The sequence below is a fragment of the Mesorhizobium sp. CA12 genome (assembly GCF_020165255.1).
GTDB lineage: Bacteria > Pseudomonadota > Alphaproteobacteria > Rhizobiales > Rhizobiaceae > Mesorhizobium.
On record NZ_JAIUHT010000006.1, the window covers coordinates 135923 to 153645 of the forward strand.

The following is a 17723-nucleotide window of genomic DNA, read 5'->3' on the forward strand; positions in this document are numbered from 1 at the left end:
TGCAGCGGTTTTCCGTCCGGAATTGCGGCTCAGAAAGACCCTGGATCAAGGGAAAGGCAGCAGCCCGTCCACCGAACCCTCGGCACTGGTCAGCGTGTAATACAGCCCGCCATCGGTCGGCGCCGCCGACGGCCGGTCGAGGATCGGCACGGTGAAGACGAGCTTGCCATCCTTCTGACTGCGCACCGGCGCGCCGAACATGTAGTCGCGCTCGCCGGCGATGAAGAGATCGACGGATTGCGGATCGCCGGGCGACTGCGCCTGGACGACAAGGGTCTCATGGTCGCTGGACAGCACGCTGATACCGAAATCGGACCGGGCCGGGGAGGGCAGCGTTGCAAGTGCGGTTTTCACCAGGGCCGCGTCGGTCGCGTTATCGGGGTCGGACCCGGGATCGACGCTGAGCCGGGTCTGCACTGGAATGCAGATCGTCTCGCAGATGCCGAGGAAGATATTGGCATCGATGGTCGCCGGCTGGTCGGGCGAAGACAGCGTGAACGTCACCGGCAGCGACACCGGACGATCGTAGCCGGCCCATTTGCCATAGCCGTCGTCATGCCGCTGCGGCGGCGGGAACGACAATTGCGCGTCGGCGACATTGGTGCTGCCCGATATGTCGAGTTGCGGCGGCACGCCGGCGTCGCCTGGATCGCGCCAATAGGTTTTCCAGCCGGGCTTCAACGCGATGTCGAGCACGCCGTGGATCTTGCCGACCTGGTCGGGCTTGCCGGTGGTCACCAGCCGAACCTTGCCGCCTTCACTGTTGTACCAGTTAGAGGAGGAGGCCTCAGCCGGTAGGCTTGTAGCCCACCCGAAAACGACGCCGAGAACCAGTAATTTCATGTATCGCATGCGGTGATTTGACCGTCCGTTCTTGGCCGCGCAATGACTTCGTCGCTCTCCCGGTATCATATTTGCGTGACATCGGGGACTGGCACCATCTTTTCGGCGCTGCCGAAACGCGTTACGCTGAGGCCATGGACTTGCTGCGCCACAAGAAGTCGGCCGCCGGACGCGGTTTCCTCGACGATCAGTTCCTGATTGCCATGCCCGGCATGAAGGACGACCGTTTCGCGCGCTCCGTCATCTACATCTGCGCCCATAGCGACGAGGGCGCGATGGGCCTGATCATCAATCAGACGCAGCAGATGCTGTTTCCGGACCTGCTTGTGCAACTCGGCATCATGAACGAGCAGGAAGCGATCCGCCTGCCGGCGCATACGCGCGATTTCGTCGTGCGCAACGGCGGGCCCGTCGACCGCAGCCGCGGCTTCGTGCTGCATTCGGGCGACTATCGCGTGGAATCCTCGCTCAACGTCTCCGACGATATCTGTCTGACGGCAACCGTCGATATTCTGCGCGCCATCTCGACCGGCCGCGGCCCCCGCCATGCCCTCATGGCGCTCGGCTATTCCGGCTGGGGCGCCGGCCAGCTCGAAACGGAGATCTCCGAGAATGGCTGGCTCACCTGTCCGGCGACGCCGGAGCTTCTCTTCGACACCGATATCGAGCGCAAATACGACCGTATCCTTGCCTCGATCGGCATCGACCTCGCCCATCTGAGCGCCGCCGCCGGGCACGCTTAGCACGTTCGTCATCCTAGGGCGGAGCAAGGAGCGAAGCGATGCGCGCAGACCCTAGGATCCATGCCGTTACATCGAGCATAGAGTGCAGCGGTGCAGAACTCTGCAACGCTTTTCAATGCGTTAACGTCACGGAATGGATTCTCGGGTCAAGCCCGAGAATGACGATGTGATGGACGTAACGGCCAATCGCCGAGTGTCTCGCTACTCCATTGGAACGACCGGCCGCATCAGGCGCGCCAACCTAAGCCTGGGTCAGCGGATACTGCTCTCTCAGCGTCTTCAGCACCTGGTCGCCGGGCATCGGCGCGCCGAACATGAAGCTCTGCACATATTCGCAGCCCATCTGGCGCAGCTCCAGCGCGTCGCTTTCATCCGAAATGCCTTCCGCCACGACCGAAAGCCCCAGCTCATGCGCCATGTTGACCATCGATTTGAGCAGCACGGCACGCTTCGGCGTGGCGTCGTCGACGAAGCTCTTGTCGATCTTGATGGTGTCGAAGGGGAAGCGCGTCAGGTAGGAGAGCGAGGAATAGCCGGTGCCGAAATCGTCGAGCGACAATCCGATGCCGAGCTGCTTCAGCTTGGTCAGCACATGCGCGGTCTGCTCGGGATTGTCCATCACCAGGGACTCGGTGAGCTCCAGCCGGAAGCAGCGCGGTTTCAGATTGGCGCGCGCTATGACCGAGCGGACGTCGCTGACCAGGTCGCGGCGGATGAGCTGGCGGCTGGACAGGTTGACCGACACCGACAGCGGCGCGTCGCCGATCTGCTTCTGCCAGGTCGCGAGGTCCTCGGCCGCCTGCTGCATGGCGAACAGGCCGAGCTGCACGATCAGCCCGCAATTCTCGGCGACCGGAATGAAGTCCCCCGGCGGGATCATGCCGCGGCGCGGATGGTCCCAGCGCAGCAGCGCCTCGAAGCCGGCGACGCTGCCATCCTCCAGCCGCACGATCGGCTGGTAGGCAAGCGTGAACTCGCGCCGCTCGATAGCGCGGCGAAGGTCGGATTCGAACTGCAGCCGGTCGGTGCCGACGGTGCGGAAGGCGGGACGGAAGGGCTCGATCCTGTCGCCGCCGAAACGCTTGGCCTGGTGCATGGCAAGCTCGGCGTCCTTGACCATGTCCTCGGCCGAAGTCTGCGCCGTCGTCCAGGTGATCAGGCCGATCGATGCGGTGAGCACGATTTCTCGCTTGGCGAAGGTGATCGGATTGTTGATCGCGTGCTTGATGGCGTCCGCCATGGCAGCGATGCGGGCCGGGTCCTGTTCCGAAAGCAGCATCAGCGCGAACTGGTCGCCGGCAAAGCGCGACAGCGAATCCTTCGGCTTGAGCAGCCGGTGCAGCCGGCGCGCGACAGTGAGCAGAATGGTGTCGCCGGCGGAGATGCCAAGGCCGTCATTGACCTGCTTGAAGCGATCGATGTCGATGATGAAGACCGTCGGGCGCACCTTCTCCTCGGTGCGGGCGATCGAGATGATCGCTTCCAGCCGGTTCATGAACAATTCGCGGTTCGGCAGGCCGGTCAAATTGTCATGCACGGCGTCGTGCAGCAGCCTTTCCTCGGATTTCTTCTGCTCGGTGACGTCGATCATGGTGCCGACGCAGCGGATCACCTCGCCGTCGGAGCCGATCACCGGGCGGGCGCGCAACGAGAACCAGTGGTAATGGCCGTCGGCGCCGCGCAGGCGGAAGTTCTGCGCTACCTTGCCGCGCCTATGCTCCAGCACCACGTCGAGCGTGGTGCGGAACGTGTCGCGGTCGTCGGCATGCAGCACCGGCAGCCAGTTGCGGGCCGCACCCCCAAGGCTGTTGGGCGCAAGGCCGAGCTGCAGGCTGATGTCCGGCTTGGTCACCACGCGGTCGCGCAGCACGTCCCAATCCCAGACGATGTCGCCCGAGCCGGCGACGGCGAGCGCCTGCCGCTCCAGGTCGGAGAACAGGCCCTGATGCAGCGCGCCGCCGGCAAAGGCGTGCTGCATGACCGTGAAGCCGATCAAGAGGATGATCAGGATCAGCCCGCCGCCCAGCGCCGGCTGGGCGATGTCGTTGTCCAGCATGCCGGTGATCGCCATCCACGACCCGCATAGCCATAGCAGCACCATCACCCAGCTCGGCACCAGCATGATCGCGCGGTCATAGCCGCGGATGCCGAGGAAGATGATCAGGCCGAGACCCGTGAGCGCGGTGGCGGCGAACGAGATGCGGGCAACGCCGGCGGCGACCGCCGGATCGACGATGGCGACCCCCGCGATCAACAAGAGCCCTAGGATCCAGACCAGCGCGCCATAGCTGAAATGACCATGCCATCGGTTGAGGTTGAGATAGGCGAACAGGAACACCACGAAGGTTCCGGCCAAGGCCACCTCCGTGCCGGCCCGCCAGATCTGCTCGTTGCCGGGCGATATCTCGATGATCTTGTTGAGGAAGCCGAAGTCGACGCAGATATAGGCCAGCACCGCCCAGGCGAGCGCCGCGGTCGCCGGGAACATCGAGGTTCCCTTGACCACGAACAGGATCGTCAGGAACAGCGCAAGAAGCCCCGAAATGCCGATGACGATGCCGCGGAACAGCGTGTAGGAATTGACCGAGTCCTTGTAGGAATCCGGCTCCCAGAGATAGACCTGCGGCAGTTTCGGCGAGGCGAGCTCGGCGATGAAGGTCACCACCGTTCCGGGGTTCAGCGTCACCCGGAATACGTCGGCGTCGGGGCTTGTCTGGCGGTCGAGCGCGAAGCCCTCGCTGGGCGTGATGGCGGCGATGCGCGTGGAGCCGAGATCCGGCCAGAAGATGCCGGAATTCACCAGCCGGAAATGCGGCGCGACGATCAGCCGGTCGAGCTGCTGGTCGGTGGTGTTGGCGAGCGCGAAGACGGCCCAGTCGCCGCTCGAGCGAGCATCATTGGCTTCCACTTCGATGCGCCGCACGATGCCGTCGGGGCCGGGCGCCGTCGAGACCTGGAAATTCTCACCCTGGTTCCGGTAGATTTCCACGGCGCGCGACAGGTCCAGCGCCTTGTCGTCGCGCGCGATTTTGATCGGCTCGACGGCAAAAGCCGGCATGGCCGAAAAAAGCGTGACGACGACCGTCATGATGAGGGCGAATAGCGACGCTAATCGCGGAAAATTCGTCACAATCAGCCCTTCGTTCCATCGCCCGGCGGATCGTCCGCGATCCGGGCGTAGAGGTAGTGATCCTGCCAGATGCCGTTGATCCTGAGATAGGATCGCAGAAGTCCTTCGCGCCGGAATCCGGCTTTTTCAAGCACACGGATCGACCGGGCATTTTCGGGAATACAGGCAGCTTCGATCCGGTGCAACCGCAGCGTATCGAAGGCGAAGCGCGACACCAGCTTGACCGCCTCTGTCATCATGCCGCGGCCGCCGAAGCGTTCACCGATCCAGTAGCCGATATGGCCGCTCTGCGCGACGCCGTGGCGGATGTTGCCGAGCGTGATGCCGCCGGCGAGCTTGCCGCTCGATTTTTCGAAGATGAAGAAGGCGATAGCCGTGCCCTGGGCATAATCCTCGCGGTAGCGGCTGATGCGCAGGCGCCAGGCATTGCGGTCGAGCTCGTCCGGCTGCCAGCGCGGCTCCCAGGGTTCGAGGAAGGCGCGGCTTTCGCCGCGCACCGCCGACCATTCGCGATAGTCGTTGGTCAAGGGCACGCGCAGCGTGACCTTGTCGCCCTTCAGTGCCGGCAGGTCGCGGCGAAAGAAAGGGAGCGCGAACACGGTTTTGGTCGAAGATCAGACGGCGAGCCGGCGGGCCGTCGTCTGCGGGCCCGCAAGCGATTCGAGGATCGCCTCATAGGGCGCAAGCGTGCCCACGGGACCGACCGCGGTAAGCGTCGGCTTGGTCGAGAACAGCCGCGAGGAGAGATCGGTCAGCCGCTCGACGGTCAGCGCCGAAAGCCGCTCCATCAATTCCTCTTTGGCAATCGGCCGCCCGAACAACAGCAGTTGCCGGGCAATCTGCGAGGCGCGGCTCGCTGGACTTTCGGCCGACATGATCAGGCCGGCGCGATATTGCGCCCGCGCCCGGTCGAGCTCGTCCTGCTGGATGCTCTCGCCGGCCTTCTGCAATTCACCGATGATCACCGGCACCAGCTTGGCGATGTCGCTCTGCCCGGTGGCGGCATGCACGCCGAAGATGCCGGTGTCGGAAAAACCCCAGTGGAAGGCATAGACCGAGTAGCAGAGGCCGCGCTTCTCGCGCACCTCCTGGAACAGCCGCGACGACATGCCGCCGCCCAGGATCATCGACAGCACCTGCGAGGCGTAGAAATCGCGCACATGGTAGGCGCGGCCCTCGAAGCCGAGCACGATCTGCGCATCCATCAGGTCGCGGTCCTCGCGGAAGTCGCCGCCGACATATTGCGCATATTGCGGGATATTGCCCGCCGCCTTGGCACGGAAGCCGCCAAGCCGCTTCTCGACCTCGCGCACGAAATTGTCGTGCTTGACGTCGCCGGCGGCCACGACGACCATCCGCTCCGCGTCATATTGGCGCTCGATGAAGCTGTGCAGCTGTTTGGAGGTGAAGGATTTGACCGTCTCCGGCGTGCCGAGGATCGAGCGGCCGATGGTCTGATGACGGAAAGCCGTTTCGGTGAAGCGGTCGAAAACGATGTCGTCGGGCGTGTCGTGCGCGGCGCCGATCTCCTGCAGGATCACATGCTGCTCGCGCTCCAACTCGTCGGGATCGAATTCGGATTCCTGCAGGATGTCGGCCAGGATATCGACCGCCAGCGGCACGTCGACGGAAAGCACCCTGGCGTAGTAGGAGGTCGTCTCGACGCTGGTGGCGGCGTTGATCTCGCCGCCGACATTCTCGATTTCCGAGGCGATCTCGAAGGCGCTGCGGCGCTTCGTGCCCTTGAACGCCATGTGCTCGAGCAGATGAGCCATGCCATGCTCTTCGTCGCGCTCGTTGCGGGCGCCTGACTTGACCCAGACACCAAGGGCAACCGATTCGATGCTTGGAAGGGTTTCGGTGGCGACTGTCAGGCCGTTCGACAGACGGCTTACCTCAACACCCATATGGCAAGTACTCCCTAACGCGCCGCCCGCGAGTGGCGGTCCACGTAATCTTCCACCATTTTCAAGTCGGATGGAAGTATCGTGTATTTTTCGTCGGCTGTCATCAAGCCGCCTAGCCATGCGGGCAGGGCAGGGGTGATGCCGCTCGCGGCCTCGACCGCCGCCGGGAATTTCGCCGGATGCGCGGTGCCGAGCACCACCATGGGCACCGCGCCGGAGTCCTGGGCGGCGGCGACACGGACGGCTGCGGCCGTATGCGGATCGAGCAGGTAGTTGCTCGCCTCGAGCGTCGCGCGGATGGTGGCGGCGACCTCGTCGACGCTAGCGCGGCCGGCGTCGAATTCGGCGCGGATGCGCTTGAGCTCGCCCTCCTCGATGGTGAAGGCGCCCGACTGCTTCAGGCCGTTCATATAGCGCCGCACGGTCTCGGCATTGCGGCCTGCGGCCTCGAACAGCAGCCGCTCGAAATTCGACGACACCTGGATGTCCATCGACGGCGAGGTCGTGGCGAACACGCCCTTGGTGCGGTATTCGCCGCTCGCCAGCGTCCGCGCCAGGATGTCGTTGTCGTTGGTGGCGATAATCAGCCGCTCGATCGGCAGGCCCATGCGCTTGGCGGCGTAGCCGGCGAAAATATCGCCGAAATTGCCCGTCGGCACGGTGAAGGAGACCGGCCTGTCGGGCGCACCGAGCGACAGGGCCGACGAGAAGTAATAGACGATCTGGGCCATGATGCGGGCCCAGTTGATCGAATTCACACCCGACAGCGACACCCTGTCGCGAAAGGCGTGGTCGTTGAACATGTCCTTAACCAGGCCCTGGCAGTCGTCGAAATTGCCTTCGACCGACAGCGCATGGACGTTTGCCGCGCTCGACGTCGTCATCTGGCGCTGCTGCACCGGCGATACCTTGCCGTGCGGGAACAGGATGAAGATGTCGGTGCGGTCGCGGCCGGCGAACGCATCGATCGCGGCACCCCCGGTGTCGCCCGAGGTCGCGCCGACGATGGTGGCGCGTTTGCCCCGTTCCGAAAGCACATGATCCATCAGCCGCGCCAGCAACTGCATCGCCACGTCCTTGAAGGCCAGCGTCGGGCCGTGGAACAGCTCGACGATGAAGGTGTTTTTCCCGGTCTGCACCAACGGGCAGACGGCCTCGTGCCGGAAAGTCGCATAGGCCTCGCGCACCAGCCGCTCGAAGACGGGCGCCGCGATCTCGCCGCCGAGGAACGGCGTCAGCACGCGGATGGCAAGGTCCGGATAGGCAAGGCCGCGCATGGCTCGGATGTCGGCGGCCGAAAACTGTGGCCACTCGCGCGGCACGTAGAGCCCGCCGTCACGCGCCAGGCCGGCCAGCACAGCGTCGGAAAATCCTAGCGCGGGCGCATCCCCGCGGGTACTCACATATTGCATCGTCAAGGCCTGTTGCTGCCGGTCGCGTCATCCACGGCAATTGGTTAATTTTCCGAGCCCGCTCAGTCGCATTTTTGCCGCGCGGTTGCTATACGTCACCGGCTTTGTGAGAGGGAAGTGCAGTTTCATGGCGTTTTATTCGGTCAACCGTCGTTTTGTCGCGGGTCTGGCGCTCACCGGCTTTATGCTTGCCGCCGCCGGCTGCCAATCGAGCGACAATGGTATTCTTAACTTTGGTCTAACCAAGAAGGATCCCGTCGCGCCGCCGCCGCCGCAGGATCCCAAGATCCTCGCCAGCCAGTTGCGAGCCTATTGTCCGAAGGTGACGCTGCGCGACGGCACTGCCTATTTCAACACCTATGCCAAGGGCACGACGGCGAAGCCCAAGAAAAAGAAGGTTGACGCCGCGGCCGACGCCGAGGCCGAGGCAGCCGCCGCGGCCGCGCAGACCGGACCAAACGGCCAGCCGATCGATCCCGCTCACGATCCGTCGAAGATTATCTACCAGGCGTCGATCACCGACGTGACGCGCGATTGCACCCATGCCAACGGCCAGATGTCGATGAAGATAGCCGTCGCCGGCAAGATCGTGCCGGGGCCGATGTTCGCGCCCGGCACCGTCACCATGCCGATCCGCATCGCGGTTCAGCATGGCGAGGAGGTGCTTTATTCGCAGCTGCATCCGTACCAGGTGCAGGTTACCGACCCATCGGCCGCTACCCAATTCGTCTTCGTCGACAGCAATATCGTGGTGCCGGAGCCGACCGCGCGCGACTACCAGGCCTATGCCGGCTATGACGAGAACACGCCGGTCGCCTCGGCGGACAAGCCGAAAGGCAAGAGGAAGAAGCGCGCTCCGGCGACGAACTGAGCAAGGGCCAGGATTCGAACGATCCTCAAGCGTCTTCCGACCACTCCGACAGCGCCGCGATCGTGCTGTTGAGCTCCGCCCAGCGCCGGATGACCGTTTCGGCGCCGGCCTCGGTCAGCGCATCGGCATGGCCCGGATAGCTGTGCCCGGCGCCGGTGAAGCCGATGACGCGCATGCCGGCGGCCCTGGCGCCGGCGATGCCGTGCACGGAATCCTCGATCACGAAAGTGTTCTTCGGCTTGGCGCCGAGCTTTTCGGCGGCGTAGAGAAACACGTCCGGCGCCGGCTTGGTCTTCTTGCTGGGAATATCGAGGCCCGAAAAGATGCGGCCGGCGAAGAACGGCAGCAGCCGCACCTTCTCTAGCATGAATTCGACCCGCTCAGTGCGTGAATTGGAGCAGACGGCGCGCGGCGCGGTTACGGCCGCCACCGCCTCGCGAGCGCCGTCGATGATGCGCACGTCTGCGCGCAGCTTGCGGTCGACGAGTTCCTCCTCGCGGTCGATCAGCGAGGCCTGGAATGGGATCCGCGACTTCTCCTCGACCCGCAACATGATGTCCTTGAAGGTCAGGCCGGCATAGGTCTCGGCAAGCTCCTCGGCCGAAATCTCGAATCCGGCCGACGTCAGAAGCTCCGCATCGATGCGCGCGGCAATGATTTCGGAATCGACGAGCACGCCGTCGCAATCGAAGATGACAAGGTCTGGCTGGGGCATGGCAATCCGGACGTTGAGAAGGGGAGCGTGGCATGGCTGGCCCAAGCGGTGCGGCATACACCAACAGGCCGCTCTTCGCAAACCGAGCAAGCGTCTGCAGCCTTCACTGAATGTTTACGCTGATCGGTAACCATAACAGTCAGTAAACCGTAACGCGTGCTTTGGGTGTTTTGATGTCTGCCATGCGTCTTCTCGACGAGCTTTCCCACGCTCCCCAGCGGTCCGAATGGCTGGATACCATCCTGAAAGGCGATTGCGTCGCCGCGCTTGACCGCCTGCCGGAAAAGTCGATCGACATCATCTTCGCCGACCCGCCCTATAATCTGCAGCTCGACGGCGACCTGCACCGGCCCGACCAGTCCAAGGTCAACGCCGTCGACGACGACTGGGATCAATTCGAGAGTTTCGAGGCTTATGACGCCTTTACCCGTGCCTGGCTGCTCGCGGCGCGCCGCGTGCTGAAGCCCAGCGGCACCATCTGGGTCATCGGCTCCTATCACAACATCTTCCGCGTCGGCGCCCGCATGCAGGATCTCGGCTTCTGGATCCTGAACGACATCGTCTGGCGCAAGACCAACCCGATGCCGAATTTCCGTGGCCGGCGCTTCCAGAACGCGCACGAGACGATGATCTGGGCCTCGCGCGACCAGAAGGCCAAGGGCTACACCTTCAATTACGAGTCCCTGAAAGCCTCGAACGACGACCTGCAGATGCGCTCCGATTGGCTTTTCCCGATCTGCACCGGCGGCGAGCGGCTGAAGGACGAGAACGGCAACAAGCTGCATCCGACGCAGAAACCGGAAGCCTTGCTTGCCCGCATCATGATGGCTTCGACGAAGCCGGGCGACGTCGTGCTCGATCCCTTTTTCGGTTCCGGCACCACCGGCGCTGTCGCCAAGCGCCTTGGCCGCCACTTTGTCGGCATCGAGCGCGAGCAAGCCTATATCGATGCCGCCAATGAGCGCATCGCCGCGGTGCGCCCGCTGGAAAGCGCCGATCTCACCGTGCTTTCCGGCAAGCGCGCCGAACCGCGCGTCGCCTTCATCAGCCTGATCGACAACGGTCTGGTGGCGCCCGGCGCCACGCTCTATGACGCCAAAAAGCGCTGGGCGGCAAAGGTGCGCGCCGACGGCACGCTGGCGATCGGCGACAGCGCCGGCTCGATCCACAAGATCGGCGCCGAAGTGCAGGGGCTGGACGCCTGCAACGGCTGGACCTTCTGGCACTATGAGCGCAGCGGCGGCCTGACCCCGATCGACGAGCTGCGCCGTATCGCCAGGCTCGGCATGGAGCGGGCAGGGGGCTGATTCGCCTGAAGCTGAACCAAAACATCAACGGATCGCCGCAAGCGATTCAGATCAGGCTGCAATCCCCAGCCGCTCAAGGTCTGCCTTAAGTGCCTTGGCGTCGGTGAACAGCACGGCCTGCCAGCCCGCCGCCTTGGCGCCGTCGACATTCTTCTGGCTGTCGTCGATGAATAGCGAAGCCGCCGGATCGAGCCCGAACGAAGCCACGTGATGGTCGTAGATGGCGCGGTCCGGCTTGATCAGGCCGATGTCGCCGGAGACCGTGATGCCGCGCGGCTTCTCAAGGAACGGAAAACGGGCGCGAGCCTCGCGGAATGTATCCGACGCCCAGTTGGTGAGCAGGGTCACGTCGCGGCCGTCATCGATCAGGCCCTCGAGCAGCGCGACGCTGTCGTCATAGGCATGCGGCACCATATCATGCCAGTGGCGGCGGAAGTTGCGGATGTTCTCGGCGTGGTCGGGATGTTCGGCGATCAGCGCCGCCTCGGCCTCTTCCCATGTCCGCCCGCGATCCTGCTCGATGTTCCAGGCGCTCGTGCAGACATTGTCGAAGAACCACCGCCGCTCTTCGGCATCGGGGATCAGGCGGCTGAATGGAATGTCCGGATCGTAATGGATAAGCACCTTGCCGATGTCGAAGACGATATGGCGGATTTCGGTCATTGCGGTCCTTTCAATGCGGGTGCTGCTTTTTGGTCGCGCCCGGTATGGCCGTCTCGATTACCTTTTTCATGACGGTGGGCAGCGCTTCCCCGGAAATTTCATGGGCCAGCGACCAGAAATACCCGTCGGGCGCATCGCGCTTGACATGGGCATGAAAGATGTCGAGCGCGAGCGCGAAATGTGTGAAGACATGGCCGATCTGCCCGGCGCGCCGCCAATCGGCGGGAAAAGGCGCGGCATCCGCCGTCGTCGCGCCATCCACCCTGGCGGTCCAGGCGGTGGTCGGCACCTCCGTCATGCCGCCGAGCAGGCCTTTGTCGGGCCGCTTGCGCAAGAGGATGGCGCCGTCGTCGCGCTCGGCGACGAAGGCGGCACCCTTGCGCAGCGGCTTGTCGTCCTTCGGCAGGCGGACCGGAAAGCGTTCCGGATCGCCGCTGAGAATGGCGCTGCAATCCTCGCGCACCGGGCACAGCATGCAGCGCGGGCGCTTCGGCGTGCAGATCGTCGCGCCGAGATCCATCATCGCCTGGGCGAAATCGCCGGGCCGCGTTTGCGGTACCAGCTTTTCGACCAGCGCTCGGATCTGCGGCTTGGCCTCGCTGAGCGGTGTTTCGATCGAATAGAGCCGGGTCACGACCCGCTCGACATTGCCGTCGACGACCGCCGCCGGCCGGTCGAAGGCGATCGCCGCGATCGCCGCAGCGGTGTAGGCACCGACGCCCGGCAATTCGCGCAGGCCGGCCTCGGTGTCGGGAAAGCGGCCGCCTCGCAGCGCCACGAGGTCGGCGCAGGCCTTCAGGTTGCGCGCCCTTGAGTAATAGCCGAGCCCGGCCCAGGCCTTCATCACGTCCTCGGCGGGTGCCGCCGCCAGCGCCTCGACCGTCGGCCATTTCTCGACGAACTTGCGGAAATAGGCTTTTACCGCCTCGACCGTGGTCTGTTGCAGCATCACCTCGGACAGCCAGACGCGATAGGGGTCGGGCCTTGCGCCTCGCGCAAACGCGCTTGGCGTCACACGCCAGGGCAGGTCACGATGATGCGCATCATACCAGGCAAGCAGGCAGGCCCCGATATCCCGGGATCCAGCTTTGCTGGTATCTCCGGATCCCGCGTCGCCGGATGCGGCCTGCTGTGATGCCTTGCGGGTCTGGTTTAGTGGTGCCATTGATCGGATGAGCTGGGGACTGGAGAACGCACATGGCAGGGAAAAGGCCCTTCGGCAATCCCGTTCCGGTCAGCGATCTCGCGACCGAGATCCTCGATCCGGTGCTGAAGAAGCGCGCCGGCATCTCGATAGGGTTGGTGCAGTCCTGGGAAGAGATCGCCGGACCGCGCCTTGCCGCCTACTCGCGGCCGGAAAAAATCCAGTGGCCGCGCCGGCTGCATGAGGACGACCCGTTCGAGCCGGCGACATTGATCATCGCCTGCGAGGGCATGGCCGCGCTGCATCTGCAGCACGAGGCCGGCGAGGTGATCAACCGCGTCAACGCCTTCCTGGGTTTCAACGCGGTCGGCCGCATCAAGATCCTGCAAAAACCGGTGCTTTCGCAAAAGGCGCGCCCAAAGCCAGCGCCGCGGCCTTTGAGCGAGGCCGAAAAATCGAAGCTTTCGCGCATGGTCGGCAAGATCGAGGACGACGGCCTGCGCGCTTCGCTGGAGCGGCTCGGCGCTACAATTATGGGTGAAAGGAAGCCCAAAGGGTCGTAAGAAGCGTCATGAATGCGTTACCGATCTCGCGCATTCGTGATGCTTGTGATCAAGTTTCCCGATTGGATTGAGGATCGCGATGCCTTAATTCGCGCCAACTCTCGCCTTTTCTAGCCCTTGCATTGCAAAATCCAACCGATATCAGGTGATTCGCATGAACCGTGCCCCGTTTGGCAAAAGTCTGTCTCGCAGAAACCTTCTGACCACGCTGGCTGCTGTTCCTGCGGTGGCGCTGCTTGCAGCATGCAGCGACTCCGGCGAGGAGGCCAAGGCCGCCGATGTGAAGCCGGCCAACCCGTCGACGCCTGCCAAGCCGGCCGCGACGCCTGCGGCGGCCCAGGTGCCCGAGGCGCAGGGCACCGTCGACATGGCGGAGCTGCTGAAGCCCGGCGCGCTGCCCGACAAGCAGCTCGGCAAGGACGACGCCAAGGTCACAATCGTCGAATACGCATCGATGACCTGCCCGCATTGCGCGCATTTCAACGACACCACCTTCCCTCAGTTGAAGTCGAAATACATCGACACCGGCAAGGTCCGTTACATCCTGCGCGAATTCCCATTCGACCCGAGCGCTGAGGCCGGCTTCATGCTGGCGCGCTGCTCGAAGGATAATTACTTCGCCATGGTCGACGTGCTGTTCAAGCAGCAGCCGAGCTGGGTTGGCGTCAGCAACACCAAGGAAGCGCTGCTGCAGATCTCGAAGCTTGCCGGTTTTACACAGGAGTCCTTTGAGTCCTGCTTGACGGACCAGAAACTTCTGGACGATGTGAGAGCAGTCCAGAAACGCGGAGCGGACGAGTTCAAGGTCGACTCGACGCCGACCTTCTTCATCAATGGAAAGACCTACAAAGGGGCGATGTCGATTGAGGAAATGTCGGCCATCATCGACCCTCTGCTCTGACATCCAGGCCGCGCCGAAGCGGTCCGGCTTTGGCGCGCACCCCTGTAGTGTTGGGCGGCGCGAATGAAGTTTTCGCGCCTTCGCCTCCTTGGTTTCAAATCCTTCGTCGAGCCCGGCGAGTTCGTCATCGAACGCGGGCTGACCGGCATTGTCGGGCCGAACGGCTGCGGCAAGTCGAACCTCGTCGAAGCGCTGCGCTGGGTAATGGGCGAAAGCTCCTACAAGAACATGCGCGCGTCCGGCATGGACGACGTGATCTTCTCGGGCTCGGGTGCGCGGCCTGCGCGCAACACCGCCGAAGTCACGCTTTTCCTCGACAACACCGACCGCACGGCACCCGCCGCCTTCAACGATGCCGATGAGCTGCAGGTGTCGCGCCGCATCGAGCGCGAGGCGGGCTCGCTCTACCGCATCAACGGCAAGGAAGCGCGCGCCAAGGACGTGCAGCTTCTGTTCGCCGACCAATCGACCGGCGCGCGCTCGCCCTCGATGGTCGGGCAGGGCCGCATCGGCGAGCTGATCCAGGCCAAGCCCCAGGCCCGTCGCGCGCTGCTCGAAGAGGCGGCAGGCATTTCCGGCCTGCACACGCGCCGTCATGAAGCCGAGCTCAGACTGAAGGGTGCCGAGCAGAATCTCGAGCGGCTGGACGACGTCGTCGGCGAGCTGGAAGGCCAGATCGAGAGCCTGAAGCGCCAGGCGCGCCAGGCCTCGCGCTTCAAGAACTTGTCGGCCGATATCCGCAAGGCCGAGGCAACGCTCTTGCATCTGCGCTGGACGCTGGCCAAGGCGCAGGAAGGCGAGGCGCGTTCAGCGCTTGCCGTCGCCACCACGCTGGTCGGCGACCGCGCCGCCGCCCAGATGGCGGCGGCCAGGGAGCAGGGCATCGCCGCGCACCGGCTGCCCGATCTGCGCGACGCCGAAGCCGCCGCTGCCGCCGCCTTCCAGCGCCTGTCGATCGCCAAGACCCAGATCGAGGAAGAGGCCGGCCGCATCCGTGCGCGCCAGACCGAGCTCGAACGCCGGCTGCAGCAGCTCGACGCCGACATCGCCCGCGAGGAGCGGATGGTGCGCGACAATGCCGACATCCTCGAGCGCCTGCGCACCGAGGAAGCCGAGCTCAACTCGGAAAATGCAGGTGCTGCCGAGCGCGAGGCGACCACGCGCGCCGCCTTCGAGCAGGCCGGCGCGACGCTCTCGCAAAGCGAGGCAAAACTTGCCGCGCTGACCGCCGAGCGCGCCGAGGCGGCTGCCTCGCGCCACCAGATCGAGCGTAGCTTGCGCGAGACCGCCGAGCGCCGCGACCGCTTCGCGCGCCAGCTCGCCGACGTCGACCGCGAGCTTTCCGATATCGTCGCGCGGATTTCCGGCCTGCCCGATCCGGCCGAAAAGCGCCTGCTGGTCGAGGACGCGCTGGCTCGGCTGGAAGAGAGCGAGGCCGGCGCCATTTCCGCCGAGCAGGCCGTCGCCGAGGCTCGCGCCGCCGAAAGCGCGGCCCGCCCGCCGCTGCAGGATGCAAGGGCCGAACTGGCGCGCATCGAGACCGAAGCGCGCACGCTGGCCAAGATCCTCAACGCCGCCAGTGGCGATCTCTTTCCGTCCGTGCTGGAGCAGATCAATGTCGAGCGCGGCTATGAAACCGCGCTTGGCGCGGCCCTCGGCGAGGATCTCGACGTCCCGCTCGACCGCAGCGCCCCGGTGCATTGGGGCGAAAGCGCGGTGCAGCCCGGCGATGCGGCGCTGCCTGAAGGCGTGAAGAGCCTTGCCAGCGTGGTGCGCGCGCCGGCGCAGCTTGCGCGCCGTCTGGCGCAGATCGGCATCGTCGACGGCGCCGACGGCCGTCGTATTCAGGCGCAGCTTGCGCCCGGCCAGCGGCTGGTCAGCCGCGACGGCGCGCTCTGGCGCTGGGACGGCCTGACCGCGAGCGCAGATGCCCCGACCGCCGCCGCGCAGCGGCTGGCGCAGAAGAACCGCCTGGCCGAGCTCGATGCCGAAGCCGTGCAGGCGACGCGCGTCGTGCGCGAGGCCGAGGAAGCGCTGGCTCGCGCCGAGCAGGCGATGCGCCTGGCAAGTGAGGCCGAGCGCAATGCTCGCCAGGCCGGCCGCGATGCCCAGCATGCGCTGGATGCCGCGCGTAACGCGCTGGCCGAGGCCGAGAAGGCTGGCGGCGAGCTGTTGAGCCGGCGCGCCGCGCTAGAAGAGGCACGCGCTCGCATCGTTGACAGCCACGAGGAGACGCAGGCCTCCTTCCTCGAAGCCGAGGAGATGCTGAAGGACGCGCCCGATCTCGGCGATCTGCAGCTTCAACTCGAACAGGCTGCCGCCAACGTCTCGCGCGACCGCGCCACGCTTGCCGATGCACGCGCCGTGCATGAAGGGCTGCGGCGCGAGGCCGAGGCGCGCATTCGCCGGCTGGACGCCATCGGTGCCGAGCGCAGGAGTTGGCTGGAGCGCGCCGAAAATGCCTCGACGCAGATCGCCGCCCTCGGCGAGCGCAAGGCGGAGGCCGAAGCCGAGCGCGAGCGGCTGGCCGATGCGCCCGACGAGATCGACGCCAAGCGCCGCGCCCTGCTGACGCAGCTTTCCGAGGCCGAGGCGCTGCGCAAGGCCGCCGGCGACCGCCTGCAGGAGGCGGAAAACAAGCAGGCGGAGCTCGACAAGGCGGCCACCGCCGCCATCCAGTCGCTCGCCGAATCGCGCGAAACCCGCGTTCGCGCCGAGGAGCGGCTGACCGCGGCGGATGAACGCCGCGCCGAGGTCGAGGCGCGCATCCAGGAGGCGCTGAACACGCCGCCACATCTGGTCATCAAGCATACCGGCCTCGAAGCCGACGATCCGATGCCCGACATGGCCGAGATCGAACGCCAGCTCGACCGGCTGAAGATCGAGCGCGAGCGGCTCGGCGCCGTGAACCTGCGCGCCGAGGAGGAGCAGAAGGAACTGTCCGACAGGCTGGAAACCATCGTTTCCGAGCGCGAGGACATCATCGAGGCGATCCGCAAGTTGCGCCAGGCAATCCAGAGCCTCAACCGCGAGGGCCGCGAGCGGCTGCTGTCGGCCTTCGAGGTGGTCAACGGCCACTTCCAGCGGCTGTTCTCGCATCTCTTCGGCGGCGGCACGGCCGAATTGCAGCTGATCGAGTCGGAAGATCCGCTGGAAGCGGGGCTGGAAATCCTCGCCCGCCCGCCCGGCAAGAAGCCGCAGACCATGACGCTGCTGTCGGGCGGCGAGCAGGCGCTGACGGCGATGTCGCTGATCTTCGCCGTCTTCCTCACCAATCCGGCGCCGATCTGCGTGCTCGACGAGGTCGACGCGCCGCTGGATGACCACAATGTCGAGCGCTTCTGCAATTTGATGGACGAGATGTCGAAGACCACCGAGACGCGCTTCGTCATCATCACCCACAACCCCATCACCATGGCGCGCATGGACCGGCTGTTCGGCGTCACCATGGCCGAGCAGGGCGTCAGCCAGCTGGTCTCGGTCGATCTGCAGGCGGCCGAAGCGATGCGCGAGGCGAGCTGAGA

14 protein-coding genes are annotated in these 17723 nt (G+C 65.0%); 6 read left to right on the top strand and 8 right to left on the bottom strand.

Features of this window, described 5'->3' with window-relative positions; translation table 11 throughout:
* Positions 1 to 45 precede the first annotated feature (45 nt).
* Complete coding sequence (locus tag LB520_RS12570; protein WP_318012028.1) at positions 46 to 852, bottom strand: protein-disulfide reductase DsbD domain-containing protein; 807 nt, start codon at positions 850 to 852, stop codon at positions 46 to 48.
* A gap of 125 nt (positions 853 to 977) precedes the next feature.
* On the opposite strand from LB520_RS12570, the gene LB520_RS12575 reads away from it, so the two are divergent.
* Complete coding sequence (locus tag LB520_RS12575; RefSeq protein WP_095767156.1) at positions 978 to 1586, top strand: YqgE/AlgH family protein; 609 nt, start codon at positions 978 to 980, stop codon at positions 1584 to 1586.
* Between the two features lie 241 nt (positions 1587 to 1827).
* On the opposite strand, the gene LB520_RS12580 is transcribed toward LB520_RS12575, so the two are convergent.
* Genes LB520_RS12580 through thrC form a run of 4 tightly spaced genes read right to left on the bottom strand, consistent with a single transcriptional unit; the run spans position 1828 to position 8035 of the window.
* Complete coding sequence (locus LB520_RS12580) at positions 1828 to 4716, bottom strand: EAL domain-containing protein (RefSeq protein WP_176476983.1); 2889 nt, start codon at positions 4714 to 4716, stop codon at positions 1828 to 1830.
* Between the two features lie 2 nt (positions 4717 to 4718).
* Complete coding sequence (locus LB520_RS12585; RefSeq protein WP_140541542.1) at positions 4719 to 5315, bottom strand: GNAT family N-acetyltransferase; 597 nt, start codon at positions 5313 to 5315, stop codon at positions 4719 to 4721.
* Between the two features lie 15 nt (positions 5316 to 5330).
* On the bottom strand, positions 5331 to 6623 hold the full coding sequence (locus LB520_RS12590; protein ID WP_224637701.1) for a M16 family metallopeptidase: 1293 nt from the start codon (positions 6621 to 6623) through the stop codon (positions 5331 to 5333).
* A gap of 14 nt (positions 6624 to 6637) precedes the next feature.
* Positions 6638 to 8035, bottom strand: a complete 1398-nt coding sequence (thrC, locus tag LB520_RS12595; RefSeq protein ID WP_224637702.1) for a threonine synthase — start codon at positions 8033 to 8035, stop codon at positions 6638 to 6640.
* Between the two features lie 127 nt (positions 8036 to 8162).
* On the opposite strand from thrC, the gene LB520_RS12600 reads away from it, so the two are divergent.
* On the top strand, positions 8163 to 8906 hold the full coding sequence (locus LB520_RS12600; protein WP_224637703.1) for a hypothetical protein: 744 nt from the start codon (positions 8163 to 8165) through the stop codon (positions 8904 to 8906).
* Positions 8907 to 8931: 25 nt separating this feature from the next.
* Here the strand turns inward: LB520_RS12600 and LB520_RS12605 are convergent, their stop codons facing one another.
* Positions 8932 to 9621, bottom strand: a complete 690-nt coding sequence (locus tag LB520_RS12605) for an HAD family hydrolase (RefSeq protein ID WP_140847323.1) — start codon at positions 9619 to 9621, stop codon at positions 8932 to 8934.
* 173 nt (positions 9622 to 9794) lie between these two features.
* Here LB520_RS12605 and LB520_RS12610 point away from each other — a divergent pair, with 173 nt between their 5' ends.
* Positions 9795 to 10928 (top strand): site-specific DNA-methyltransferase, encoded by a 1134-nt coding sequence (locus tag LB520_RS12610; RefSeq protein WP_224637704.1) that lies wholly within the window; start codon positions 9795 to 9797, stop codon positions 10926 to 10928.
* A 51-nt stretch (positions 10929 to 10979) separates the two neighbouring features.
* On the opposite strand, the gene LB520_RS12615 is transcribed toward LB520_RS12610, so the two are convergent.
* Positions 10980 to 11591, bottom strand: coding sequence for an HAD family hydrolase (locus LB520_RS12615; protein ID WP_224637705.1), 612 nt, complete (start codon positions 11589 to 11591; stop codon positions 10980 to 10982).
* A gap of 10 nt (positions 11592 to 11601) precedes the next feature.
* A complete protein-coding gene (mutY, locus tag LB520_RS12620) occupies positions 11602 to 12756 on the bottom strand; it encodes an A/G-specific adenine glycosylase (protein WP_224637706.1) in 1155 nt (384 codons plus the stop codon).
* A gap of 32 nt (positions 12757 to 12788) precedes the next feature.
* Here mutY and LB520_RS12625 point away from each other — a divergent pair, with 32 nt between their 5' ends.
* From LB520_RS12625 to smc, 3 genes are all read left to right on the top strand, one after another.
* Positions 12789 to 13298 (top strand): DUF721 domain-containing protein, encoded by a 510-nt coding sequence (locus LB520_RS12625; RefSeq protein ID WP_224637707.1) that lies wholly within the window; start codon positions 12789 to 12791, stop codon positions 13296 to 13298.
* A 154-nt stretch (positions 13299 to 13452) separates the two neighbouring features.
* A complete protein-coding gene (locus LB520_RS12630) occupies positions 13453 to 14199 on the top strand; it encodes a DsbA family protein (protein ID WP_140847337.1) in 747 nt (248 codons plus the stop codon).
* Between the two features lie 63 nt (positions 14200 to 14262).
* Positions 14263 to 17721 carry a chromosome segregation protein SMC gene (smc, locus tag LB520_RS12635; protein ID WP_224637708.1) on the top strand — a complete coding sequence of 1153 codons (3459 nt, stop codon included), beginning with the start codon at positions 14263 to 14265 and terminating at the stop codon, positions 17719 to 17721.
* The last annotated feature ends 2 nt before the right edge of the window (positions 17722 to 17723 follow it).